The organism is Streptomyces sp. NPDC026522, from assembly GCF_055567555.1.
The window spans coordinates 130,044-152,845 of record NZ_JBVHQF010000013.1 but is presented as its reverse complement, the minus strand read 5'-3'; the positions used below and the strand labels follow the sequence as shown (position 1 = coordinate 152,845).

Here is a 22,802-nt window from a genome sequence, read left to right as displayed (position 1 = left end):
TTGCGCCGTGCATTGCGGTGCGGGCGGCCGCCCGCCGTCCAGGCGGCCGCCCGCACCCGGACACTGGTCAGTGGTGGCGTCGGCCCCAGGACTCGGTGTCGACCGTGCGGCCGCGGTCATCGCGCAGCATGGCGGTGTCGGCGTGGTTGTCCCAGATGTAGTCGCGGCGGATTTTGGAACAGGTCAGTGCGGGTGTCGTGACCGGAGCCGGTGTGGATGCGGAGGGTGGCGCGGCCGTTGATGCGGACGTGGTCGAAGCGGTAGCGGTTGCCGTCGTCGTCGCGCAGGGTCCAGCCGCGGAGGTTGATGGCGTCGCGGGTGGTGTTGGTGATCTCCACCCCCTCCGCGTTGAGCGACCGGTTGGAGTGGTCGTCGCGTCCGGGGCTGTCGGCTTGGACACGGCTGATCTCCACCCGCGGATGCCGGCCGTGGTCGCGGTCCTGGGCGGCCGCCGGCAGGGCGGCAGCCCCCACCATGGCCCCGGCGGCCAGGACGGTCGCGGCGATACGACGGACGGACGAAGAAGTAGAAGACATGGGTGGCGCTCCCTCAACAACAGCGCCCGACCCGCCGAAGCGGGCCCAGACACCGGTGTGGAATTCCCGGCCCGGGGTGAGCCGAGGGCCACACTCTCAACCCCCAACCCACCCCGCCGCAGCACCCCGTGAGGGCGGTTACCAGACACGGATATTTCCGTCACCCTTGCCTGTACACCCCACCCACATCCACCTGCCGTGACCCTGACATTCGGCGGCCCCTACGCTCACCCGCCCCACAAACGGCACCCACGGACAATGCGCTCCGGCGCACCACCAAGCGCACTCCCGACCAATCTCACCCACGCGGAGCAGCCGATCAAGTATCAACCGTTCTGCAGAATTTGCCGCACACACACCACAAGCCCGTACATCATTTCGACCGACAGGGTGGGCTGGAACGTCCGTGCCCGTTCAGGCGGTGTCGCGGAAGATCACGTGCCACGGCTCGCCACTGGCGTGAGCCGCCCCATCACGGCCGGATCGACGCGCAACCCGGCCCCGGGTCGCGCGTCGACGCCGAACGCAACCAGGCAGCACTTCCTGGACCGTCTGCGATACCGGCCGGCCCCCGGTCGGCGATCGTCTGAACGACCGCTAGGCCCGTCACACGCCCTCCGTAGACCGTGTCCTATGTGGTGAGGGGGACGAGCCGCTTGAAGCAGCACAGGGTTGCTGCGAGACCGAGGAAGGCCAGATAGTTGCGGAGATAGCGCGCCGCGCCGGGTCTGGAGTAGCAGCCCGCCCCCCAGGGCGGCGGGGCGTAGCAGGCAATCTGGGAAGAGGGCCCGTGCTTCTGCGCAGGTGTGTGGACGTCACGGGCCCCACGTGGTGTTTGGGGGAGCAGTCCCCAGGGCTATTCGTCGTCCTCGTCCTCGGGTTCGGATTCCCTTACGAACCAGAGGTCGAGGGTGTACTGCTCAGCCGTGGAGCACTGTTTCCATGCTGCTCCGATCTGTTCCGCGCCCCATTGCCCCTCGACAGCGCGCTGGAGGCACGTGTCGTAGTAGGCGGCCGTAGCGTCTCGTCCGTTCCATGCCGCGTGCCCCTCGTAGACGCCGGGTCGGGGCAGGTCCATCATGCCCGCCGGCCCGAAGGTGAGCTGGTTGACGACGAGTTGGCCCGTCTCTGATTCCAGGGAGACAGGGACCGTGCCCTCAGCGTCTGCCGGGGGGGTCTGGGGGGTGTCCCAGACCCTGATGGTGACCTGTACTTCGATGTCGGGTTGAAGGCTGTGCAGGTAGAGGTGATAGCCGTTTCCGGCGACTACCTGGGTCCTTGACTGCTGCACCGCCTCATCGTCGCCGAGGTAGGCGTCAGAGTCGTAGACCTCCACGATCCTGTGGTCCGGTCGGGCGGTGGTGCTGTACTCGGTGATGAGAGACACGGAGGCTCCGTCACTGCTCAGGGACTGATTTTCACGTAGAACGCGTCCCCGTCGAGAATGCGGTTCAGGGTGAACATTTCGTTGAGCTTTCGGCCGCCTGTCTCATTGTCAGTTCCGTCGATGAGTCTGGCCGAGAACCTGTTACCCGGGGCGGCAGCGCCTTCTTTGGTGGAAGCGAAGGGGTACTCGTCGCACTGGAGCCTCGTCCCTTTGTAGTCACCCCACACATCGTTGCACGTCGCGATGGCCTTCTCCCGATTTTTCTCCTGCTTGTCCTTGTCGATGAGGCGGTGGAGGGGCTCGGTGGCTCCGGGCACGGTCTTGCCGGCCCAGGCGGGGAAAGTGCGCTCGGGAAGCTGTTGTGCGTCGAGTATTTGCCGGGCGCTCTGGTCGACGGCGGGGTCTTGCAGACTCATCACGAGTTCGACGCGGGCTTCGGTGAAGACAGTGCCCTTGTGCTTGCCGGCGGTCGGCCCGGCGTAGCCGAAGCGGACGCTGGAGTAGGCCATGACGGGATCCGTCCAGGGCACCGCGGTGGGTGAGGACACCCTCATGTCCATGCTCTTGTTGCTTCCCCGGACGCATCATCGACATTCGGGACGACTCGCCTGGCCCGATCTCATCCCTGAACGGCTTCTGCGCTCGTCCCGGGGGCCTGGGGCGGCTCACTGATCGCCGAGCGCCATCCACATCTCCGGTTTCGCCAGCTGCGCGAACCCCGCCTTTGCATAGACCGCGTGGGCGTCAGCGGTGGCCAGCAGGATGCGGCGTAGGCCATAGGGGGCGAGGTGGTCCCGGACGGCGGCGACCAAGGCCGTTCCCAGGCCCTTGCCTCGTGCGGCAGGGGCGACGTAAACGTCGCAGAGCCAGGCGAAGGTGGCCTGGTCGGTAACTACACGGGCGTAGCCGAGCTGGGCGTTGGAGGCGCTGTCGTAGACACCGAAATTGAGAGAGCCGGCAATAGCCAAGTCCTGTTTGTCGCGGGAGCGGTCGAGCGCCCAGTAACTGTCCTGTGACAGCCACTGGTGGATCAGCTCGGCATCGAGGCGTGAAGGGTCGGTGGAAATCTCGTAGCCGTCCGGCAGATCACTGTTCATGCCCGGATCCAAGCAGTCTGACCCGCCGACAAGCCAATGGATATCAGCCAGACCAGCACGGTCGCCTACGACCACTGATCGTTCGGAAATGAGTCGTCTAGGCTGCGACAGTCGTCGGCCACCGAGGCCGGCGCGGCAAGGAGAGGCAAACGATGCCGCAAGCGGAACACGCGACCGGCCCGGCGGGCACGCCGGGCCGGCAGACGCTCAGTGCGGCACAAGAAGCGGCCCGAATGGACGCGGTGCGCCGCTATGACATCCTCGACACCCCGCCGGACGGTGCGTTCGACCGCGTCGCGGCGATGGCGGCCCGGCTGTTCAAAGTGCCGGTGGCCAGCGTGACGATCGTGGACGAGGACCGGATCTGGTTCAAGGCCGCCCACGGTCTGGAAGGCGTCAGCGAGATCAGCCGGGAGCCGGGCCTGTGCGGCTCGGCGATCTTGTCCGACGAGACCCTGGTGATCCCGGACACGCTCACCGATCCCGTCGCCATCGACAATGGCTTGGTCGCCGGGCCGATGGGCGTCCGTTTCTATGCCGCGGCTCCGATCATCACCGGCGACGGGCACCGGCTGGGCACCGTCAACATCCTCGACACCAGGCCGCGTCTGATCACCGAGGACGACACCGCCACCCTCACGGACCTGGCCGCGATCGTGCTGGACGAGATGGAGATGCGCCTGGCCGCCCTGAACGCCCTGCGCGCCGAGCAGGAGCGGCGCCGGGAGCAGGAGGAGGCCCGGCAGCGCGCCGAGCGGGACAAGAGCGCCATCGAGGCGTTCGCCTCCACCCTTCAGCGCACTCTGCTGCCGCCGGCGCTTCCGGTGGTGCCCGGACTGGAGCTGGCCTGCCACTACGCCACCGCCTCCCCGCAGAACGTCGGCGGTGACTTCTACGACGTCTTCCCCCTCGACGGCGCGAGGTGGGCGTTCTTCCTAGGCGATGTGTGCGGCAAGGGCCCCGAAGCCGCCGCCCTGACCTCTTTGACCCGCTACACGCTGCGCGCCGCGGCCCTGATCGACCCCGACCCCGACGTAGTCCTTACCTCGCTGAACACGGCGCTGCTGCTGGACCCGGCTGTCGGCACCCGGTTCTGTACCGCTGTCTTCGGCGTCCTTGAACCGCACGAGGAGGAAGGGTTCACCGTCACGGTGGCCACCGGCGGGCACCCTCCGGCCTATCACCTGCGCGGCCACGGGACAGTCGAAGCGGTGCACCCCAAGGGCGGCATGCTCATCGGCGCCCTCGACGGCGCACGCTTCGCCTCCCACGGCATCCACCTCGCCCCGGGCGAAGGACTGCTCCTCTACACCGACGGGCTGACCGAGGCCCGCACCCTTGGTGGTGACATGATCGGAGACGAGGGTCTGACCCGTTTCCTTTCCGCGCGCACGGCACCTGTCAGCGCGGCGGCGGTCATAGGGGACACCGTCGCCCTCATCGACGCCATGCCCCACGGGGCCGGTGACGACGTCGCCCTGCTAGCGCTGTCCGTCCCCCTCGCCGACGCCGCGGACGGCCTCACCGCGACCGCCACCGCCCACACCATCGCCCCCGCCGGCGAGACGCCGGAGAACAGATCGTGACCGACTTCCGCCTCACCACACAGCACACCGACGGCGACCTCGCCCTGGCCCGCGTCACCGGGGAACTCGACGTAACCACCGCCCCCGAGCTACGCGCCCAGGCCCTGGCCCTGATCGAACAAGGCCACCGCCACCTGATCCTGGACCTGGAGTCCGTCACCTTCTGCGACTCCTCCGGATTCAACGCCCTGGTCGGCATCCTCCGCTGCGCCAAGACCACCGACGGCACCCTGGTCCTCGCCGCCGTCCCCGACCGCCTCGAGCGGCTGCTGGACCTCACCGGCATCAGCACCCTGCTACCCGCCCACCCCACCGCCGCCCACGCCCTCGTCGCGCACACCCCCAGCCAAAACACGGCCACCGCGTAACCCCCGCAGTGGCCGCCAGGCAAATGGGTGGTGGTGCCGTGCCGGACGTGCACCCGGAATTTGTAGTCGTTGCCCGGGGCAGCGACCGCGTGCGGAGCCTGTGTGCTGGGCGGCACCGTGAGCAGCCAGTAGATCTTTCCCTCGTCGGCGGACTGCAGGGAGCGCACGCCCCACGTTGGGGATGACGGGCTGGATCCAGTTCGCGATCACCGAGCGGATCCACTCCTCGCCCCGCCCGGGGGCCGGCTCGGCGGGGGCCAGGGCGTGGGCGTGGTCCTGCTTGCCGTCGTCGACGCCGAAGACGAGAAGACCGCCGACCGTGTTGGCCATGGCGGCCACGTCCTTCGCGAGTTCCTTCTTGCCCGCGTCCTTGACGTCGTAGAAGTCCTTCTTCCAGTCGAGATCGACGCCCTCGGGTATCTGGTTGTCGACCGCCCGCTGCAGGTCGTCCTCGGTGAGGTCGTCAGGATGCCGTCCCAGAGCGGCGGTGAGCCGTGCGGGCAGAGCCATCGGTTCTCCAGTTCACCAGGTGCATTACCGGCATGCGCCAGTCAGAACACGCTAAACGGGCGCACCTGGCCATCACCAGGCGTTTCTGCAAAGCCGTGGTATCGGTCGCCAGAGTGTTCTCATCGGCCTCACACGCGTGTCATCGCTGGCGGGTGATTGCGGGCTGTTCGAGGGTGTCCGTGGGGCAGGGCATGATCCGGTGAATGAGCTACACGCGGTGGACTTCGGATCGCATGTTTGTGTCGTACTGCCAGTACTACTTGCAGGGCGACGACTTCCCTACTGTTTATGACGACGCCGACACGGTCGGGCGGATCTTTGAGGGCAACAGCCTGGCGGCTGGAGGCCCGGAACACCTCACGGTGTTCGCTGGCACGCACACCGGCTGGATCCGCCTCACTACCGAGCAGTGCGCAGAGGAACCTCCTCCGTCGGCGCTGGAGTGGGAGACCTCAGTTGACGTGAGTATCTACAGCACAAGCGGAAGCCTGCGACTGTTCCGGTGGGGTGGTGATGTGGAGGATGAGGCTGGGAACTTCGCGACCGTCGGCGAGGGCTGGTACCGCGTCCGGGTTCAGGCACGCGGACGAGGGACGCTCAACGTGGCCGCCTACACAGTTGACGACGACGACAGTGACGACGTAGCACAACCCGCTTTGATTGGCGGCCAGCGCCGGGGCGAAGACGGTCCCGTCGCCTCCGACCCGCTGGGGCGGGGTCCAGGCCTTGCCCTCCAGACGGCTCCACATCACCCCGTTGTCCTGGGCGCGGACGAACATCGCGTACAGCTTGTTCTTGTACGTGGCCAGCACCGGCGGCTGGGTGCCCTGCCAGCCCAGGGTGATGGGGGCGCCCCAGGTGCCCTCGGCGCTGCGCACCGCGTACTCGACGGTTCCTTCGGGGAAGGGGACCTTGTCGCCGGTGTACTTCACCCCTGAGTTCGTGGTGGCCCTCTCCGTTGAAGTGCCAGGAAGTCCTGCCGTGGCGATCCATCCCGATGGTGCGCGCGCAGGACATGTCCTCGTAGTTACGGAACACGTCGAAGAGGAAAACGAAGATCTTGGCGATCTCGAAAGCCACGCCGACCCAGCTCGGGAGGACAGCAACGAAGCTGTCGACGTTCATCAGCAGGTCGAGGCTGGCGAGCGCGTCGCTGAGCGCCTGCTTGAGCGACTCCCACCACTCGGCGGTGCTCTGGTCGGCCTCCCAGGCCATGATCATCGTCGCGAGCAGCCCGTTGCACGGGCCGTCGAACAGGACGTTGTTGTCGGCGGGGAAGGTGAACGTCTTACCCTTGTCGACGTTCTGGAACTCCATCGAGGCGTAGGTGCGGCCGGTGTCCGGGCCGGCGCTGGTGGAGGCGACCCAGTAGATCTCGTCATTGCTCCACCACTGATCGCCCACCTCGCGGTGGACGAAGAAGTTCTCCAGTTCCAGGCGCGCCCGGAACGTCGGCGCGGGCGCAGCCGCACCCGTGTCCGTGGCGGGTTCGGCCGGGCCCTCTGCCGACGCGTCCTGGGCCTGCGCCCGGGCCCCCGACGGGGTGGATCGGGAGAACGCGGTGACGGCGAACCCGGTCTCCTTCATCGCCGCGAGAAACGTCTCGTACTCGGGCTCCCCCTGTCGCCGCCGCGTACGGGTCCACGATCTGCACGTTGGGAGAGGCCACCGCCTCCTGGACCAGGTGCGGCATGTCCCGGCGCAAGTCCGCGACCGTGTACCCGCGGGTGGCAGGCAGGTCGGTGATCACCCGTGGCACCACCGACGAGGCGCCCTTGGCGACCGCCTCCCGGTACACCCGCCCCCACTCGCGGGCCTCGGCCTCCGGCGCCACGGTCTTCAGGACATCCAGCATCATCCGCTCCAGGTCGCTGGGCTGATAGCCCTGCCGCACCCGGTCGGCGCCGTGCAGTATCGCCCCGATCAGCACGTTGCCGTACCCGCCGTCCTGCGCCAGCGCCCGCCCCACCCGATCCTGCGTCCGCGCCCCGGACAAAATGTTTTGCACCCGCTGCAGACGCTCCTGCTCCGTCCGCTCCACCGCACCAGCCACCAGCGACTCCCTCTGTCAGCCCGCGCCCGATCAACGAGTCCGCGTCGGACGAACGCTAGAAGCCCACGCCACCCCGAACCCCCCAAAGGCGACAATCAGTCAGAAAGCGTCCGGAAAACGCATGGTCGCGGCCGTAGAGGGCCTCCCCCTCGCAGCGTCCCACGCCCGGCGAGACAGGCGCCCTCCCTGAGGGTCCAGGGTCGGCAGCCGCCAGGTGCTCGCCGACCAGACGGCCGCCTCCGGTGCTCCGTCTATTCGCCGCGCACGATGTCGTCTCTGCGTCTCGGGCAGGGCGTCCTTGCCGACGGCGACGATCGCAGCGTGCGCGGACCGGTTCACGCCGAGCTGTTCCAGCGCCTTCGCCCGGTCGCCGAGGTCCAGGTCCCTGGGCACGTTCAACCCCTCGGTCAGCAGGCCTCAGGAGCGCTTCGCGTCCACGCTGGCGGCTGGCGCCCACGGGTCAGCGGCCTCCCCCACCGGCGCAGCAGCGGGAGCGGGGGTCGGGCCCGGAGCCGGAGCGGCGGGTCCGGGTACACGGCCCGCCGCAGGGGCGCCCCACGGGTCACCGGAGCCGCCCTTGCGCGCGGCTGGCTCGTCCCGGGCCGCCAGCGCTGCGGCGCCGGAAGCAGCGGGGGCAGGCGCGGGGGCGGCGGCGGGCGCCGGGGTGGCCCAGGCGGGTCCGGGTGCCACGACCGGCGACGTCTACGCGCCGCCCTCCACCGGGTGGTCCGGAAGCCGACGCGTCGGCGGCGGACCGAGCCAAGTACCCGAAGTACCAGACCGGCTCATCCTACGCCGTGTGCACGCTGTATCAGGGCACGCCGAGATCCTCATCCGGCCCGTGCCTGGCCTTCCCGGAAAACCAGGTCGCAGCCCGCGGCTGGTGCAGCGCGTTCACGAAAGCGGCATAACAAGACCCTGCCCCGCCAAGCGTCACCCGGGACGCACCTGGACGGAGCTGGTGAAGTACGCCACCGGCTGGCCGGGAAATGACTGCCCGATGTGGTCTCGCCGTGCCCCAGCGCGGCGAGCACGAGCCGGGCCCCAACGCTGCCCGCGAGAGCGGCGCGGACGACGCGCCGCTCTACACCTGGGCCGCCCTGTACAGCCAGCATGAGGAACCAGAGCAGCGGCGGTGATCCTGCCGCGGGTGATCGTTCGGGACAACGTTCCTCCCACGTATGAGGACACGCGCACCTGGGCTCGCTGGTCCGAGGGATTCCGGGCCGACGGATATCACCCTCGGGCTCTGCACCATGGGCGCTGTGGAGCCCGGGTGATGAGTGCAGCTGGGATGTGACGTCTTTTATAGCCGCGCCACGTTCCGTAGTCGCGGGGGCCGCGCTTCCCTTGACGAGGGCATCGTTTTTGCGTCCGAATGCGCCGTCCAGGTGGATAGTGCTCCAGGTGTGCTCCGCCGACAGGGGGAGGCACCGGAGATCGAGCGTGCGGTACTGGTGTGCGCCGGCGGAGGCACTGCTCTCACCGAATTTCTCGTCCGGGGCCGATGGCGACCAGGTGCTCAGCGACCAGGCGGCCCGCCTTCGGGCGCAGGGGGACGGTGCGGCCGACCCCTCAGCCGGCCGTTAGGAGGTGTCCGCCGGGCCGTTGAGGCCGCGGTGCCGGAACCAGAGCAGCCGACACGCACGCCGGCCTTGCGCACGATCACGCGCAAGGCCGGCGTGCGTGTCGGACGAGCGATCACCGCTGCGGTCACGGGACGTTCTGCGGATGGATCAGCTGACGACCACCGAGCGCACCCGGAGGCGCTGCGATGCGTCACGCGCGGACGGGTTCTGCTGCGGGCGCACTGCCCTAGCCCGCGCACAGATTTCGGGCTGTTGCTGGCTCAGTTACCGAGGAAGGTGATCGAGACCAGTGTCGCCCCTCCGGTGTAAGGGCTGCACTGTCCCCGGGCGAAGGAGTACGAGCGGCCAGCAGCGTCCGTCACATATCCCATGTAATTGCCACGAGAGCATGCATACGTGGAAGTCCTGATGTTCATCCCGCCCACGTAGCCGCTGGCGGAGTTACCGTCCCAGACGTAGCAGTAGTTGCCGCTGGCGGAGTTGACCGTAACGACGTTCGACAGGTTGCACGTGGAGTTCACGACCAAGGCGTTGGCCGGGGCTGCGGCGGCGAAGCCGGTGATGGCGAGGCCAGCCGCCATTACTCCAGTTACCAGCTTGTGGACGAGTTGCATGCGGACTCCTCGGCTCCGCTACCCGCACCCTGCGGGTAGACGTTCGAATAGCCAACCATCCCGTGCGCTAAGATCATGTCGGGAGCATGTCAAGTATGTGTTCCGGCTTGGCAGGAACCGGCGCGAGCGAGAGACCACCAGCCCAGGAATCGACCGCCGCGCGTATCCGAAGCGCCCAGACCGGGACTCCGCGCGGCCCTGAGTCATGGTGCATGCAACTCCCCTGTGCCCTAACCCCCACTTCCAGAGCCTGCCTTTGAACCCCCATCTGCGCCTCGACGCGTGCCCTCCAGGCGGACAGCGAGGGTTCAAAGACAGGCTCTGACGGAGCGACACGACAGAGGCGGCCCGGCGGTACTGCCCGCGGGAGACACCCGGCGCCGGGCCTCACCCGCGCACGCCATAGCGGCGCGGGCCACCCGCACCCCAACCAGCCGCACCCCTGCACCGGTGCGGCCACCGGCCGCCTACGGAACGTGGCCCCGCCACACGAACCGGCCGACACCGCCCGCGCCGGGGTCCGCCTCAGCCGGCTCGTAGTCGGACCGGCCGGACGGCCCGAACTGGCCGTGTTCCGACATCAACATCGCCCCGTCCACAACCTCCTGCGGCTCCCACCTCGTGACGTCCAACAGCAAGCCGTCCAAGGAGCCACCCACCAGCTCGACACAGGCATTCCCTGGTTTCGGCCCGCGGACCGGCTCATCCGGCTCCGAGCCATACACAAGACGATCCACCCAGCAGGCATCCACCCCCACACCCTCCCAATGCAGTGAGGGTGGCCCGGGTCCCAGGGTCAGCGTCATGAGCGTGCCGACCAAGCCAGCCGCCCTCCTGGGCCGCGGCGATGTGATCGGCTACGAGGGCCAGTGGCGCAGAGTTCGAGCTCTCAAGACAGACACCCACACAACGGGCCAACCGACGGTGATCGTGGCCTGGGAGGAAGGCGGCTTCGACCGCTTCGGAGGCGATGACGAACTACTCCTGGAACGCCTCAAACACTGGCTTGAGAGAGCTGACGCGGGTGGGTGGGCGCCCTTGACCGAACGTCGCGCTCTAGGCGCCGGACCGCGCCCCGCAACTCCCTTTGCGCCGCCGACAGCCGCCCGCTGGACCCGCCTCGCCGCCGAGGCGAGCGGCGCACCGGCACGATGCCCGAAGAGCCCGCGGTGCCCCGGCTCCCCGGGCCGGCGGCCGAACCGGGTCGAGTCGACCGGGCGCTGACCTGCCGTCACCGGCGCTTGGTTCTACGAGCGGCTCACCACAAAGAGTGGACGCCGTCTTCCAGGTCCGCCACGTTCGCCGACTCCCGGTCGTATTCGTCCAGGCTGTGGCACGTTCAGATACCGCCGTGCTAGTCGAGCGCCCCACGCGTGCTGCGGCCCGGCGTCCCCCGCGCATGCCATGGCCACACGGCGGCACGCCCCGCCCCTCCAGGCGCCACGCGCCAAGGGCCCGCTAGGAGTGGGGCGGGTACTCGCCGGTGGCGCGCATGTATTCAGGGTGGAGAGTTCGTCGGGCGTCATCTCGGGCGTGGGGCCCCTGCGGCACCGGCTGCAACGACTGCGCGGCACTGACGCGAACGCCGTCATCCCCTGAGCATCAGTAACTGAACGAGACGACCGCTTGGGGCGAGCAGATGTCGGACCAGTGCGCCCGGTCGACACACACCTTGATGACCGCGCGTGCGGCGTATGCGTCGTGGCGCAGCTTGCGCGACATGGAGCCGCTGGCGGAGGTGTCGGTGCGCGGGGTCTGGGTCGTCCCCGCGCTCTCCCACTTCCCGTTCTTGAGGAAGAAGAACTCCGCTTCGACGTAGACGGGGTTGTGGTCGCTGCGGCGCAGGTCGTCCCAGTTGGCGCCGACGGTGGCGTAGACGCCGCCATTGTTGGCGAAGTCCCCGTAGGCGCGGGCGAGCTTGCCGGAGTCGTCGCGGGCATAGAGCTTGCCCCAGGACTTTCCGGCTGCTTCGGCCGGCGCCGTGGCCAGGACGGCGGTGAGCAGGGACGCGGCCACCACGGTGGAGGCGGTCAGAAGGTGCCGAAGTCGGGTCAAGGCGTGCTCCTCGGGTTGCCGGTGCAGGGCAGCGTATCGGGGAAACCAGGCCGCTTTGAGGTGTTTCGGGGTACCGGCCCCGTACGGGGAATTGCGTCCGCCGCTCTCGGGGCCTGGCGGGGATCAAAGGGTGGGGGATGCGCCGGCCGCCTTCGGACGGGTGACCCTCGCGCCGGCCGGCCCGCTCGCCTGGGTGGGCACCATCACCACCCTGCTCCGTGTCCCAGGAATCACCCTCCCGCTCTTCTTCGGCAGCAACGAACTCGGACACTGGCTCGCCGACACACTGGGACTGCTGTAAGCCCAACAGGACGGCCTTGCGGTCTGCCCGCGCGCGGCAGCTGACACCGCCGCGCGGTGACCCGGCCTCCAAGCCAGGCCCGGCAGGTGGGCCCCCCGCCCCGGAAGCTCGGGGCGCCCGGAGTGGGCTGTGCATCCCCGCCACTTCAACGAGCCGCAGCAGAACCGGCTCCGCACCTACCCGTCCAGCAGCAGTCACACCGGTACAGCCAGGAACGTGCCCGGCAGACGGGAAAAACGTTATAGCGGCATGAACGACGCAGCCGACGACCTCAACAACTAGGAATGGGACGCCATCCGCACCTTCCTGCCCCACCGCATGCCCGGCGGCGCCGACTACCGGGCCATCGTCAACAACATCCCGTGGCAGCAGCATGGCGGCCGCCGCTGCACGACCTGCCCACCTGCTACGGACCCTGGCACCGCTGCGCCGAACGCCTACGCCTGTGGAACACCGACGGCACCTGGCCAAGGATCCTCGCCCTGCTCGCCACCCACCGGCCGCTCGGCAGCAGCCGCCCTCTCCCCTGCGACACCGGAGACCCCGAGAACCCGGCGAACCGTAGCGCCGACGACTACAACATCTCCTGGCTCCCCTGAGACCGCACACTGCCGGACACGACGGGACCTGCCTGGCTCAGGCGCTGCGGGGTTTGCGGCCGGCGCTCTTCTTCGCCGGAGCCTCCTTGCCGGCCACCTCCCTCGTGGCAGTCTTTTTGGTGGTCTTCTTCGCGGCGGGCAGGCTGTGGACGGTGGCATCGGCCCCGTCGCTACGGGAGGCTTTGGCTTCGCTCACGGATTTCTCCAGCATGGCCATCAGGTCCACGACCTCCGCCAATACCGGATGGGGAGCCTCGACCGGCTCGGGGCGGGTCCCGGCGGCCTTGGCCTCGATCAGCTTCTCCAGTGCCTCGCGATACTCGTCGAGCATCTCGCTGATGTCCCGGCCGGACAGGGTGTCCGCGAGAGCGACCGCTGCGTCGATCTCCTCGTCGGAGACCTCCACGTCCGGACCTCTACCTGGCCGGGGTCCCGGATCTCGTTCGGCCATCGCATCCCGTGCAAAACGATCACGTTGTCCAGGACCGGGGGCAGCCCGAGCCGCTCGCGGTCGCGTGGCTCTGACCAGCACAAACGCCAGCCGAGCCATTACACGCTAGAACCATCCACAACAGACCCGGCCACACTCAACGCAGAACCGAAAACACCAGCTCACACACCCCAATTCACCCCCGGAAACCGCCGATCCGCCCCCGCAGTAAACCCACAAGACACCAGGCCAGTCAGCCGCCGCCAGACCAACCACCACCTCCTCCAGCATCAACCGGCCTCCTCCATGCGCTTGAGGGCGTGCAGGGCGGGGGTGACCTCGGCGTCGAAGCAGGCTGCAAGGGAAAAGGAAAGGTGAATCGTATTTTCTCCTTGCAGGAACTCGACGTCCTGCGGGGAGGCCGCTGCGCGCGACCCAGGACGAGGCCGGCGTCCCGGCCGGGGTCTGGATGAGCCGGGGCTTGGCCGCGGTAGGCCTTGTGGCTGGGGACGTTGTGACCGAGCGGCAGGCCGAACTCCTCCTCGGGGAAGGTCGGCACCCGGAAGCCGACCGGATCGAGCGCGTACTCCTGGCGCGGGGCAAGGAGCCCGGCGCAGGCCCGACGGGCGACCATGCTGGGCAGGCTCATCGAGCACAACCGGTCGCCCGGGACGGAAACAGCCAAGGAGCGGAAGCCCTGGCTCACCATGGAGCTGGTGTTCCGGGCTCCGTCGACGGTGCACATCGCGTGGGCGCTCGGGGACGACGAGACCCGCCTGGTGCTGGAGCTGTGCCGGGACATCGCCCGGGACAAGACGCTGGCCTGGCTCGAGGACGCGGTCGTGCAGACCCGATGGAAGAGTGGCGGCAAGCAGTGCAAGCCGATCCGGGACGGGCGGCACACCGAAGCCCCGCCAAGGCACTGCCTTGACGGGGCTTCAGATTTGCATGGCGCCTGAGCTACTGGCCCCCGATGGACTCACGGAACCGCCGCACCTCAGAGATGGTCGTCGACCACTCAGAAATTTGGTGCCCGTCCTCGTCAACCAAACTTCGAGCCTCCACATATCGCCAAGGCTCTTGCGGAGCGAATGGTTCACCGATCAGCCCGGGTTTGCCCGCGTCAGGTAGTCGTCGAAGTTGACGAGATGCAAAACCCTGTCGAAGCAACTTCGGTGCACGAAGTCCTGGACGTCAACACCAGCACCGCTGTCGTGTTCGACTCCGAGGACGCGAGGGCCGTCGCGGCACTGATGAATTGAGCGGCCCAGGAAGGGCTGCGGCGCTCCGGACGGTCCAACGTCCGCTGACGTTGCCGTCGCACGCCCCAACGGCCCCACCGAAAAGAAACTTCGGTGGGGCCGCCGCGTGAGTCATTCACCTATTGCATCAAGGCCGAATATCTGGAATAGAGCTCGGCCAGAGCCATCGGAGATTCGCGAACAGCAGCAAATTCCGAAAGCAGAGAAAAAAGGCGATCAACAGCTCGGCGCTCCTGCGATGAGCTCAATCTATCGGCGGTTCGAACGTCCCCACTAGGGAATTCTATCTGCAGAACCAGGGAGCTCCAGCCGAGGCTGGTCGCGTGGCCAAGTTTCACCACTAGCCATTCGTTGAATCCCCTCAAGATGCCGCCACTGTTACCGAGATCGAAGCCGATCAGGAATGCCGTCATCGACCGATATGAGCCGTCCAGGCCAAAGCGTTCGGGCCTGGCCTCAACGCTTGTAAGGAAGTCATTGGAGATCATGAGGGCACCTTAGCCTAAAAGCCGAAATTGATGTCGTCACCGTACTCCCACATCCCCTTATACTCATCGACTGTTACGCCACCTCTTGGAGTGAAGGCATCGTAGACCCGACCATCCTTCACTACCGCATAGTGATGGCTCCATGACTGAGGCTGCCCTTGATAGGGGCCGAAGTTGGGGTATGGCGTTGGCTCAAACCTATGAATATCGCCTCCTCCGAGGCTGTCGCGGATCTTCTCGGCACACTCTTTACAGTCGCCGGGTCCATCAGTGATCTTCGACTTATTCCGCGGCAGTCCGGGAACGTCATGTTCACAATTTGAATTGTGGACCAGTATGGGCGTATCACCGGCGAGTACATAGTACGTGTGCAGCCCGGCGACGGTGAGATTGTAGGTTCGCTGGCGCGCCTCAAACCAGCGGTTGGCTACCACGTTGACCGTGGAACCCTCACTGGTGTGGAGGGTCGCCCCGGAACCAAGACTGTCGGCATCCACCCATGACGCAGTCGATTCCGACCAGAATGGGTGGTGCGCAGTGGACACGAGAGAGGATTGCGTACCAGCGGACTCCAGTGTCAGTTCAACATATTGCTTGTCTGTGTCCGTGATGATGGAGGCGACTACCGGTTGTGCGCTTGTTTCGCCGGTTTCGGGGTTTGTGGCAAGTACCTCGTCTCCATTTTCGAGGTCTTCGATCTTCTTGCTGTCGCCATTCGCCAGCTTTACTAGAGTGCCGGCAAGGAAGCTGTTGGCGGCTGCTTCGGTAAGGCACTCGATGGCTCTGGCGTCTCCCTTCTTCAATCCTTGCTTGAGGATTTTGAAGCCGACCTTGGCTGCCTTCCCAATACCAATCGACAGCAGGGTGATTCCCGCATCGATAGCTGCCTCTTCGGCGGCGTCCTTGCAGGCTCCGCCGTCGCCTTCGACAGCGCAGTCGTATGCGCTGCGGAGCCCAACCAGTTCGAGTGGGTCGGCCTCTTCGGTAGTTCCCATCAACCCCATCTGACCTGCCGTATCGCAGAACGCGGCCTTGTCGTGGGTCATGGATGGTGGGGCACACTGCATACGCGTCCACGTTTGGAGGTCCTGGCCCCAGGTGTGTTCAGGGCTGGCCCACTTGTGTTGTGCTATCAGTTCGTCGTGAGTGGGTACGTAGACGTTGTGTATAACGACTGATTTGCCGCTCTTCTTCACGACGACAGGCCCCGAGGCGCGGGCGGGCCCGGAGAACAAGTAGGCATTCCATGGGGTGCGGACGTAAGTGACGCCAGCGCTCTGTGGCCGTCCCGGGTTGTCCGGCAGGACGTACAGCTTGCCCGGCACATACGCACTGCAGCTTGCGTCCGGGTCGTGGCCGCTGCAGAGTCCGGACGGATCGGTTTGGTTGATGGGGTTGCCATTGGCGTATGTGTACCCGTTCATCTGCAGCGGGTCTGCAATGTTGATGAGGGGGTCCACTGAAATGAAGCGTCCCGTGGCGGGCTCGTATTCACGAGCGCCGATGTGGGTCAGTCCCGTGTTGGTGTCGTCGACACCGCTGCCGAGGAATCCTCGGTTACCGGGCCAGTTGCCGGGCTGGGCGCCGCGGGGGTTGCCGTACGGGTCGGACTTGCGGCGGGTGATGTTCTGGCCCGTTGCGAGGTCAATGGTGGTGGTGGCGGTGCCGTGGTGGTCGGCGAGTTGGATGTTGAGTTGGTGGTTGGTGGTCCTGCCTTCGGTGCGGCGGACGGTGGTGGCGTTGGGGCCGGTGTAGTAGCGGACGGCGTCGAGGGCTTGGCCGGCCTTGTTCACCGTGATCTCGGTGTCGCCGAGGGAGAGGGTGCGGCTGCTGCCGGTCTCTTCGATGAGGCGGTTGCCGGAGGCGTCGTAGATGTAGGTGGTGGTGTTGTCGAAGCTGAACTGCTGTGGGCCGGTGGAGTTGCAGGACCACAGTTGGAGGTCGCTGCCGTCGGCGGCGTTGTTGGGAACGTCGACGCACTGGTTGGTGGCCGGGTTGTTCAGCGACTTGTCGCCGGCGCGGTAGACGAACTTCTGCTTGTCGCTGCCGTCGCAGGTAGCGAGGACGAGCTTGGTGCCGCTGGTGGTGAGGCATTTGTCGAGTGCGCGGACGGTGTCACCGGTCAGGCGCCACTGCTGGGGTTTGGTTTCGTTGCAGCGGTAGATCTGGACGGGCGTTCCGTCGGCAGTGCCTCCCCATTCGACGTCCATGCACTTACCGGAAGCTCCGGTGACGGCGACCGCGCCGATGCCGGGGCTGGTGGCGGAGGTGAGCTTGTTACGGCGGTCCCAGTTCAGGGTCTGGGTGTCGCCGTCGATGCGCCGGGTCTTGGTGTTGCCGGATGCGTCGTAGGTGTAGTCGGTGAGCGAGGTGACCGTGGAGCCTGGGTTGCGGGTGGTCTTCTCGGCCTTGGCCAGGGCGTGGGGCTGGGTCTTCACCGGGGGCTGAGCGCCGCCGTTGATGGTGACGCCGTAGGTGTAGGTGCTCTCGTCGTCCTGGGCCGAGTTGGTGAGGTCGTGGTTGATCAGCTTGGTGCGGTTGCCGATCGTGTCGAACTGGTATTCCTGCCAGAAGCCGTCACCGTCCGGACCCGCAGTGACGTCCGACAGGGTGGGGCCGGCGCAGGCTGCGGTCTTGCCCGTCCAGGCTTTGGTGAGCTGGCCCATCGGGTCGAAGGAGAAGCACTGGCGGTCCTCCCGGCCGCCGGGCTGGGAGTCGGTGATGGAGGTGACGTTGCCGGCCGGGTCGTAGCCGTAGGAGACGTCACTGATCCGGTTCGGTCCCGTTTCGCGGTCGCTGATCTGGTGGGTGACGTGCCCGGTGTTCGGGTTGTACTGCGTGGTGGTCCACACCCTGTTCGGGGCGTTCCCCGAAGCGGTGCGCAGGACCTCGCCGAAGGGGCTGTACTTGACGTCGGCGGTGTACCAGGCGAGGCCCGAGATGCTCTGCGGCATGCCGTCGGAGTTGTAGCGGGTGACCAGTTTCTCCGCCGCAAGGCCGCCTGGCGTGGCGGGGAGGGTGGTCGACTGGACCTTGCCCGTCGGGGTGTAGGTGGTGCTGTAGGCGTACGTGCCGGCCAGGCCCTTGGCCGCCGGGACGTCCGGGATCGTGATCTTCGATCCGATCGGCCGGTACTCGGCGTCGTATCCGGTGACTTCACTGCTGTAGGCAGCCCCGCCCTCGTAGCGGGTAGAGGCGACGGGCTGGCCCTTGGCACCAGGCAGGGAGTCGAAAGTCCACGAGGCAACGAGCGGACCGTCGGCAGCGTTGTCCCGAAGCTCGGTCACACGGCCCAGGGCGTCGAGCACGCTGTACTGCGTGCGGCCACTGGAATCCTTCGTCCAGACTTGGCGGTCGAGGTTATCGAACCCGGCTGAGCTGGGGCCCGCGTCGGGGTCAGTGGACCCTATCTGACGGCCGCGGGCGTCGTAGGCGTACGTCCAGTTGTTTCCTGCGGGATCTGTGACCTTGGCCAGCTTGCCGCGTACGTCGTATTCGTACTTGGTGTCCCTCCAGGTCATAGGGCTGGTGAGGGTTACGGCGCGCTGAAGCAGCGTTGTCCGGCCGAATGAGTCGGTTGTGGTCTTGACGGCGCTGCTGCCGGGCAGAGGGGCTGGTACGGCGTCGGCGGACATTCCTGTTCGGGTGAGTGTCCAGTCAGCGGCGTACTCGTTGACGGTGGCAGTCGCGGGTATCGAGGGGTCGCCGTAGATGGTGGTGGAGCGCAGGGCTCGCCCGAGGCCGTCGTACGCCGTGGCGGTCGAGTTCGGGATCTGGAAGTTCGATTCGGGGACGAAGATCTTTCCTTGAGGGTCGCCCTCCGCGTAGTAGCTGTTGTTGGTGCGTCGTACCGCTCCGTTGGCGTTGTAGAGGGTGTCGCCGACGATGCGGCCGCCTCCGAGGGCTTCCTTCTGAGTCTGGCGTGGGCGCAGCAGGCCGTCGTAGATGGCGAGGGTGGACTCGTACGTTCCGTTGTCTCGCAGCGCGCTGCTGGTGACGACGGGGGCTTCGTGTTCGGAGATCTGGTAGGCGAACTTGTATGCGGCCTTGTCCCTGGCCGGGTCCTGGGAGGCGGTCCAGACCTGGGTGACGCGTCCGAGGTTGTCGTATGTCCGGATTACCTTGCGGTTGTTGGCGTCTGCCACTTCCAGGGCACTGCCGCGGCCCGGGTCGACCTTCGAGGTTCCCGTGTGGCCGAGGGGATTCGTGGCGGTGGCACTGAAAGCGGGGCCTGTCGGCGGGCTGTAGCTCGTCGTCGTGGCGTTGCCTGCCGCGTCGAGTTCCTTGGTGCGGCGGCCGAGTGCGTCGTACTCGGTGCGGCTGGTGGTGATCCAGCCGGTGCCGGCCCCGTCGTTGGTGTCGACTTGGACAGGAAGGCCCTTGGTGGGCGCCGTACCGAATGCGTTCAGGGCGTCGTACGAGGTGCGCGCGTCGGAGAAGACGGCGCCGGTGGCGGTTTTGGTGCAGTCACCGGCCGTGGTCCGCACTCGCTGTGCGAGTCCGATCAGATTCTTGTCGGCGTTGTGGACGTAGGTGGTGACCGTGCAGCTGGACTCGGTCGTGTCCCAGCCCGAACCGTTTGAGGTGAGGGCCTCGACCTGCGTCGTCTCGAGCAGGCCGTAGGTGCTGCCGTAGGTGTTCCGGGATCGCACTACTCGGGTCTTGCCGCCGCTGATCGGTGTGATCGAGTCGGTGCGCAGCGTTCCGGAGCGGAATGCCTCCAGTGGTGTGGTTCCGTCCCGGGTCCTTGACGCGGTTTTCTGGCTCCACGGCCATGTCAGCTCACGGGAGGCGACGGGACCGCCTGCCTGCAGGTATGTGATCGTCTCCGCGGCGAGACCTTGGAGCTGGGGCAGGTCCTCGCCGAGGTCCTCTGCGCCGGTGGAGTCCTTGATCGTGATCTTGGGACGGCCGGCGTCGCCGGACATGCCGCGGAAGAAGCGTGTGCGGGTCTGGGACTGCTCGGTGGCCTCGGGCTTGCCCGCATTGGCGGTAACGCCCGTACTCACGACGACGCTGGGATAGCCACGCCATTGGTTGTAGGTGCGCATTTCGGGCTTGGAGAACTCGTCGTCGTCCTTGGCCCAGGCGGCGTCGCCCTCGTAGGTGTAGCTCGTGGTCACGTCGGGCTGCCGGGCAACCCGGTCCTTCTCCGTGACCTTGTCGACGACGTACTTGTTGAACCACTCCAACGGGGGGTTCTCGAGATCGCCGTCAGGGGACCAGTGCACCGGGAAGCAGCGGGAGGTGTTCTCGTCGGGCTTCGGATGGGTGCCGCCCACCGGGCAGGGCGCGGAGTAGTCGACGACTGTCTCGCCACCGGTCTCGTTGCGGATGGTTTCCACACGGAGACGATCGAAGTCGGGAGTGGCGTCGCTGGGTCCGGAAGCGATCCGGTTGGGCATGTCCTGGACATTGGGTAGGAAGGAGACCGGGGGCAGCGTGGTGCTCTGCTGGTTGCCCGCAGCGTCCTTCGTCGTCCCGTAACCGGTGCGGGTGATGGATTCCAGCCACAGCGGCGGGTGCGTGTCGGTGCGCTGCTTCGGGAACGACTGCGCCAGGTTCCAGCGGTCGACGAGGGACAGGTCTGTAGAGCCCTGGGTGCGCTGCGCCTTGGTGGTGACGGAGGTCAGTCGCTTACGCGTCCAGAAGGTCGGGGAGGATACGTAGCAGTCCTTGGCGGTCGCCTTGCAGTGCAGCGTGGAGGGCGTGTCCCACCAGGGCTGTTTGTCCCCGTAATTGTTGCCCTCGAACTCAGCATCGGAGCACTGAGTGGTGCCCTCCTTGATGCAGCGTTCGGCGACGGTGAACTCGACCTTCGCGGCCGGAGGGCCGGAGAGGTTGTCGCTGCGCAGACCGTAGCTGATCTGGGTGGGGTACCCACCGCGGTCGTAGGAGACCTTCGCCGACGTCTTCTCGTTCTTGGCGTAGTAGTTGGTCTCCTTGGCCCAGTCGATGACCATGGCGTTGCCGTTCACGTCCTCGACGTAGTCCAGGTTCCAGCGCCAGGCCTGCGTGCAGGAGGAATCCGCGAAGGCGGCCTGGTGGCAGGGTTCGCCCGGGTGGTTGCCGAAGACGGGGACGGTGAAGACCGAATTGGTGGCCGCTCTGCTGCCGGCGCCATCCACGTCGTGGCGTCCGAAGAAGTAGCGTGTCCCGTCGCGGGTGGTGACGAGCCAGTACTCGCCATCTTTGGCTCCGTTGGCGACGGTGGCGTCCGTTTTCCGCTCTACGCGCGCGCCGTCGTCACTGGCAGGGATCCACTGCCCGGATGCGGCGTCGTGGACCAGCTCGGTCGTGCTGCCGCCGAGAGACATGACCACGCTGTCGCCGGCCCAGCACAGATCGCTCTTCTTCTTGTCGGTGGCGTTGTCGTTGTTCGGGGCGCTCGGCGAGGCCTTCCGGTCCTGGGAGCAGGAACGGTAGCGGCGCTCGATGAACCCGGGCTCGTAACCCCAGCCGTCACCGATCCAGGACGCCTGACCGTTGGCGACGGATGTCTTGCCGTCGACAGCCTGCGACGCATACGAGAACGCGATCGTCGGAGCCGGTCCCGCCGGCGCGGGAGGCATCGTCAGCGGGTAGCTCCATGAGAAGCCGCCGCCGCTGCCGCCGGCACTCCAGCTTCCGGAGGGAGCCAAGGGCGTCGCGGTGTACGTACCACCTGCGCCGGAGGCTCCGTCGGACGCTGCCAGGACCGTCGGTCCGCCGCTGCCGCCGACCATGGTGCGCATGCCCTGGCTGGGGGCGGTGGCAGGGTCGATGGTCGCCCGGACGGTACCCGTCGCCGGGTTGTTCGTGCTCGGGACGTCCTTGGACACCGAGCATTCCGGGAGATCCGGGGTGGTCAGGAAGCACTCGGGAAGCTGCTTGAGCTTGAGGCGGGTGGCCCACTCGGTGCCGTAGAGGTCCTTGAACTTCTTGTAGTCCAGCTGCACGTCGACCGGCGTCGAGCCCTCAGCTGGCGGCGTCACCTTGATGAGGGCGCCGTCGACATTGGACGCCTCCGTCTTGGTGCGCGTCTCTACCGAAACCGACCAGGTACCCGAAGGCGTCGGCGGAGCCGGGTTATCAGGAGTCGGCGAGGCCTTGCCGATACTGACCGGCAAAGTGCCTGCCTGCACCAGCTGCTCACCCGTCAGCGTAACGGGCTCGGTGCCACCAACCGGCGGCGCCACCTTCGACGGTTCGTATTCAGGCGGCGATTGAACCGGAGCACCCGCCCAGCCCTCCAGCTTGGCCGCCTCGACCTGGTCAAGCTTGGCCTTGATGTCCTGCTGAAGACCCGGCAGCTGTACGCCACTGCGGTCTCCAGGGGATGCCGCCCATGCTTGGGCGGGAAGTAGCGTCGCCACCAGCGCCACGGACAACGTGACACCAGTACGCCCGGAGAAGCGCGTGCGTCTCGCACGCGCCTTTCTGTTTCCGAGCAGGCGGAAATTATGCGCCGAGAACGGCGACATGTAGACCCCCCACGCTCTGCCCACGATGTGAGATGCGCGTGGGCAGGAATCTGGCAATTAACCAGCCGATTCTGCGGCTTCCGTTTCCTGAAATCCATGACTCGATATCAGATGTGGCCTTAATCACCTTACAGGAGGGATACATTTGCATTAAGCGGACAACCAATGACTTATCGGGCTGGTTGTGGGGTGCGGGACGGGGTGACCTCGCGCCCTGCATAGTTCATGCTCAGCTCGCAAACCCCCGCGCATTGGCGACCGGGGGGTGGACCCTCTGCTTTCACATCAGTGGCTGAAAGCAGATTTTTTGAGTGCCGAGGGCATCGCGTTGTCATGCCCGAGGGGGGAGTAGAGAAGCTGTGCCTGTCAGTGAATCCGTGGACGAGAGCCCGCCAATACGGTCCAGAAGCAACGACGTTGAGGACCCAACGCGTCGTTGGTATCGGCGCCGTCGGACTGTGGGT

The 22,802-nt window shown here is 66.8% G+C and carries 20 protein-coding genes and 1 pseudogene; 8 read left to right on the top strand and 13 right to left on the bottom strand.

Annotated elements, in window-relative coordinates:
- Window positions 1-67: 67 nt before the first annotated feature.
- The 4 genes and pseudogenes from ACZ4M3_RS29755 to ACZ4M3_RS29740 all read right to left on the bottom strand — a co-directional run bounded on the left by ACZ4M3_RS29755 (window position 68) and on the right by ACZ4M3_RS29740 (window position 3,020).
- Window positions 68-476, bottom strand: a pseudogene (locus ACZ4M3_RS29755) (lamin tail domain-containing protein).
- Between the two features lie 916 nt (window positions 477-1,392).
- Complete coding sequence (locus ACZ4M3_RS29750) at window positions 1,393-1,923, bottom strand: hypothetical protein (RefSeq protein WP_467737828.1); 531 nt, start codon at window positions 1,921-1,923, stop codon at window positions 1,393-1,395.
- A 17-nt stretch (window positions 1,924-1,940) separates the two neighbouring features.
- On the bottom strand, window positions 1,941-2,432 hold the full coding sequence (locus ACZ4M3_RS29745) for a NucA/NucB deoxyribonuclease domain-containing protein (RefSeq protein WP_467737826.1): 492 nt from the start codon (window positions 2,430-2,432) through the stop codon (window positions 1,941-1,943).
- A 156-nt stretch (window positions 2,433-2,588) separates the two neighbouring features.
- The gene (locus ACZ4M3_RS29740) at window positions 2,589-3,020 is read right to left on the bottom strand and encodes a GNAT family N-acetyltransferase (protein WP_467737824.1); all 432 of its coding nucleotides are present in this window, start codon (window positions 3,018-3,020) and stop codon (window positions 2,589-2,591) included.
- 152 nt (window positions 3,021-3,172) lie between these two features.
- Here ACZ4M3_RS29740 and ACZ4M3_RS29735 point away from each other — a divergent pair, with 152 nt between their 5' ends.
- Together ACZ4M3_RS29735 and ACZ4M3_RS29730 are read left to right on the top strand one after the other, a co-directional pair.
- Entirely contained in the window at window positions 3,173-4,606 is a 1,434-nt protein-coding gene (locus tag ACZ4M3_RS29735; RefSeq protein ID WP_467737822.1) for a PP2C family protein-serine/threonine phosphatase, read from the top strand.
- Window positions 4,603-4,974, top strand: coding sequence for an STAS domain-containing protein (locus ACZ4M3_RS29730; RefSeq protein ID WP_467737820.1), 372 nt, complete (start codon window positions 4,603-4,605; stop codon window positions 4,972-4,974). Before ACZ4M3_RS29735 ends, ACZ4M3_RS29730 begins: the two co-directional genes overlap by 4 nt.
- Here ACZ4M3_RS29730 and ACZ4M3_RS29725 read toward each other — a convergent pair.
- Both ACZ4M3_RS29725 and ACZ4M3_RS29720 read right to left on the bottom strand, forming a co-directional pair.
- Window positions 4,903-5,484 (bottom strand): AlbA family DNA-binding domain-containing protein, encoded by a 582-nt coding sequence (locus ACZ4M3_RS29725; RefSeq protein ID WP_467737818.1) that lies wholly within the window; start codon window positions 5,482-5,484, stop codon window positions 4,903-4,905. The genes ACZ4M3_RS29730 and ACZ4M3_RS29725 overlap by 72 nt on opposite strands.
- Window positions 5,485-5,936: 452 nt before the next feature.
- The gene (locus tag ACZ4M3_RS29720) at window positions 5,937-6,416 is read right to left on the bottom strand and encodes a hypothetical protein (protein WP_467737816.1); all 480 of its coding nucleotides are present in this window, start codon (window positions 6,414-6,416) and stop codon (window positions 5,937-5,939) included.
- Window positions 6,417-6,544: 128 nt separating this feature from the next.
- Between ACZ4M3_RS29720 and ACZ4M3_RS29715 the strand changes: the two genes are divergently transcribed.
- Window positions 6,545-6,811 (top strand): hypothetical protein, encoded by a 267-nt coding sequence (locus ACZ4M3_RS29715; protein WP_467737814.1) that lies wholly within the window; start codon window positions 6,545-6,547, stop codon window positions 6,809-6,811.
- A gap of 51 nt (window positions 6,812-6,862) precedes the next feature.
- Here the strand turns inward: ACZ4M3_RS29715 and ACZ4M3_RS29710 are convergent, their stop codons facing one another.
- Window positions 6,863-7,537, bottom strand: coding sequence for a hypothetical protein (locus tag ACZ4M3_RS29710; RefSeq protein ID WP_467737812.1), 675 nt, complete (start codon window positions 7,535-7,537; stop codon window positions 6,863-6,865).
- Between the two features lie 242 nt (window positions 7,538-7,779).
- On the opposite strand from ACZ4M3_RS29710, the gene ACZ4M3_RS29705 reads away from it, so the two are divergent.
- Complete coding sequence (locus ACZ4M3_RS29705; RefSeq protein ID WP_467737810.1) at window positions 7,780-8,448, top strand: high-potential iron-sulfur protein; 669 nt, start codon at window positions 7,780-7,782, stop codon at window positions 8,446-8,448.
- Window positions 8,449-8,550: 102 nt separating this feature from the next.
- The gene (locus ACZ4M3_RS29700) at window positions 8,551-8,676 is read left to right on the top strand and encodes a hypothetical protein (protein WP_467737808.1); all 126 of its coding nucleotides are present in this window, start codon (window positions 8,551-8,553) and stop codon (window positions 8,674-8,676) included.
- A 710-nt stretch (window positions 8,677-9,386) separates the two neighbouring features.
- Here the strand turns inward: ACZ4M3_RS29700 and ACZ4M3_RS29695 are convergent.
- Both ACZ4M3_RS29695 and ACZ4M3_RS29690 read right to left on the bottom strand, forming a co-directional pair.
- On the bottom strand, window positions 9,387-9,740 hold the full coding sequence (locus tag ACZ4M3_RS29695; RefSeq protein ID WP_467737806.1) for a hypothetical protein: 354 nt from the start codon (window positions 9,738-9,740) through the stop codon (window positions 9,387-9,389).
- 1,602 nt (window positions 9,741-11,342) lie between these two features.
- Window positions 11,343-11,795, bottom strand: coding sequence for a hypothetical protein (locus ACZ4M3_RS29690; RefSeq protein ID WP_467737804.1), 453 nt, complete (start codon window positions 11,793-11,795; stop codon window positions 11,343-11,345).
- Between the two features lie 130 nt (window positions 11,796-11,925).
- On the opposite strand from ACZ4M3_RS29690, the gene ACZ4M3_RS29685 reads away from it, so the two are divergent.
- Window positions 11,926-12,096, top strand: a complete 171-nt coding sequence (locus ACZ4M3_RS29685; protein ID WP_467737802.1) for a hypothetical protein — start codon at window positions 11,926-11,928, stop codon at window positions 12,094-12,096.
- A gap of 362 nt (window positions 12,097-12,458) precedes the next feature.
- Window positions 12,459-12,695: a hypothetical protein gene (locus ACZ4M3_RS29680; protein ID WP_467737800.1), complete on the top strand. Its 237-nt coding sequence runs from the start codon at window positions 12,459-12,461 to the stop codon at window positions 12,693-12,695.
- A 37-nt stretch (window positions 12,696-12,732) separates the two neighbouring features.
- On the opposite strand, the gene ACZ4M3_RS29675 is transcribed toward ACZ4M3_RS29680, so the two are convergent.
- Window positions 12,733-13,101, bottom strand: coding sequence for a hypothetical protein (locus ACZ4M3_RS29675; protein WP_467737798.1), 369 nt, complete (start codon window positions 13,099-13,101; stop codon window positions 12,733-12,735).
- Between the two features lie 656 nt (window positions 13,102-13,757).
- Here ACZ4M3_RS29675 and ACZ4M3_RS29670 point away from each other — a divergent pair.
- Window positions 13,758-14,084 (top strand): relaxase domain-containing protein, encoded by a 327-nt coding sequence (locus ACZ4M3_RS29670; RefSeq protein ID WP_467737796.1) that lies wholly within the window; start codon window positions 13,758-13,760, stop codon window positions 14,082-14,084.
- A gap of 1 nt (window position 14,085) precedes the next feature.
- Here the strand turns inward: ACZ4M3_RS29670 and ACZ4M3_RS29665 are convergent, their stop codons facing one another.
- The 3 genes from ACZ4M3_RS29665 to ACZ4M3_RS29655 all read right to left on the bottom strand — a co-directional run bounded on the left by ACZ4M3_RS29665 (window position 14,086) and on the right by ACZ4M3_RS29655 (window position 22,338).
- On the bottom strand, window positions 14,086-14,295 hold the full coding sequence (locus tag ACZ4M3_RS29665; protein ID WP_467737794.1) for a hypothetical protein: 210 nt from the start codon (window positions 14,293-14,295) through the stop codon (window positions 14,086-14,088).
- 211 nt (window positions 14,296-14,506) lie between these two features.
- Window positions 14,507-14,875 carry a hypothetical protein gene (locus ACZ4M3_RS29660; RefSeq protein WP_467737792.1) on the bottom strand — a complete coding sequence of 123 codons (369 nt, stop codon included), beginning with the start codon at window positions 14,873-14,875 and terminating at the stop codon, window positions 14,507-14,509.
- 14 nt (window positions 14,876-14,889) lie between these two features.
- Window positions 14,890-22,338: a ricin-type beta-trefoil lectin domain protein gene (locus ACZ4M3_RS29655; RefSeq protein ID WP_467737790.1), complete on the bottom strand. Its 7,449-nt coding sequence runs from the start codon at window positions 22,336-22,338 to the stop codon at window positions 14,890-14,892.
- Window positions 22,339-22,802: the final 464 nt, after the last annotated feature.

What these genes read in the sequence shown, in the direction of transcription:
- ACZ4M3_RS29740 (WP_467737824.1), bottom strand. Translation starts at nt 3,020, where the DNA reads ATGAACAGTGATCTGCCGGACGGCTACGAGATTTCCACCGACCCTTCA.
- ACZ4M3_RS29695 (WP_467737806.1), bottom strand. Translation starts at nt 9,740, where the DNA reads ATGCAACTCGTCCACAAGCTGGTAACTGGAGTAATGGCGGCTGGCCTC.
- ACZ4M3_RS29735 (WP_467737822.1), top strand. Translation starts at nt 3,173, where the DNA reads ATGCCGCAAGCGGAACACGCGACCGGCCCGGCGGGCACGCCGGGCCGG.
- ACZ4M3_RS29670 (WP_467737796.1), top strand. Translation starts at nt 13,758, where the DNA reads ATGCTGGGCAGGCTCATCGAGCACAACCGGTCGCCCGGGACGGAAACA.
- ACZ4M3_RS29660 (WP_467737792.1), bottom strand. Translation starts at nt 14,875, where the DNA reads ATGATCTCCAATGACTTCCTTACAAGCGTTGAGGCCAGGCCCGAACGC.
- ACZ4M3_RS29745 (WP_467737826.1), bottom strand. Translation starts at nt 2,432, where the DNA reads ATGGCCTACTCCAGCGTCCGCTTCGGCTACGCCGGGCCGACCGCCGGC.
- ACZ4M3_RS29725 (WP_467737818.1), bottom strand. Translation starts at nt 5,484, where the DNA reads ATGGCTCTGCCCGCACGGCTCACCGCCGCTCTGGGACGGCATCCTGAC.
- ACZ4M3_RS29655 (WP_467737790.1), bottom strand. Translation starts at nt 22,338, where the DNA reads ATGTCGCCGTTCTCGGCGCATAATTTCCGCCTGCTCGGAAACAGAAAG.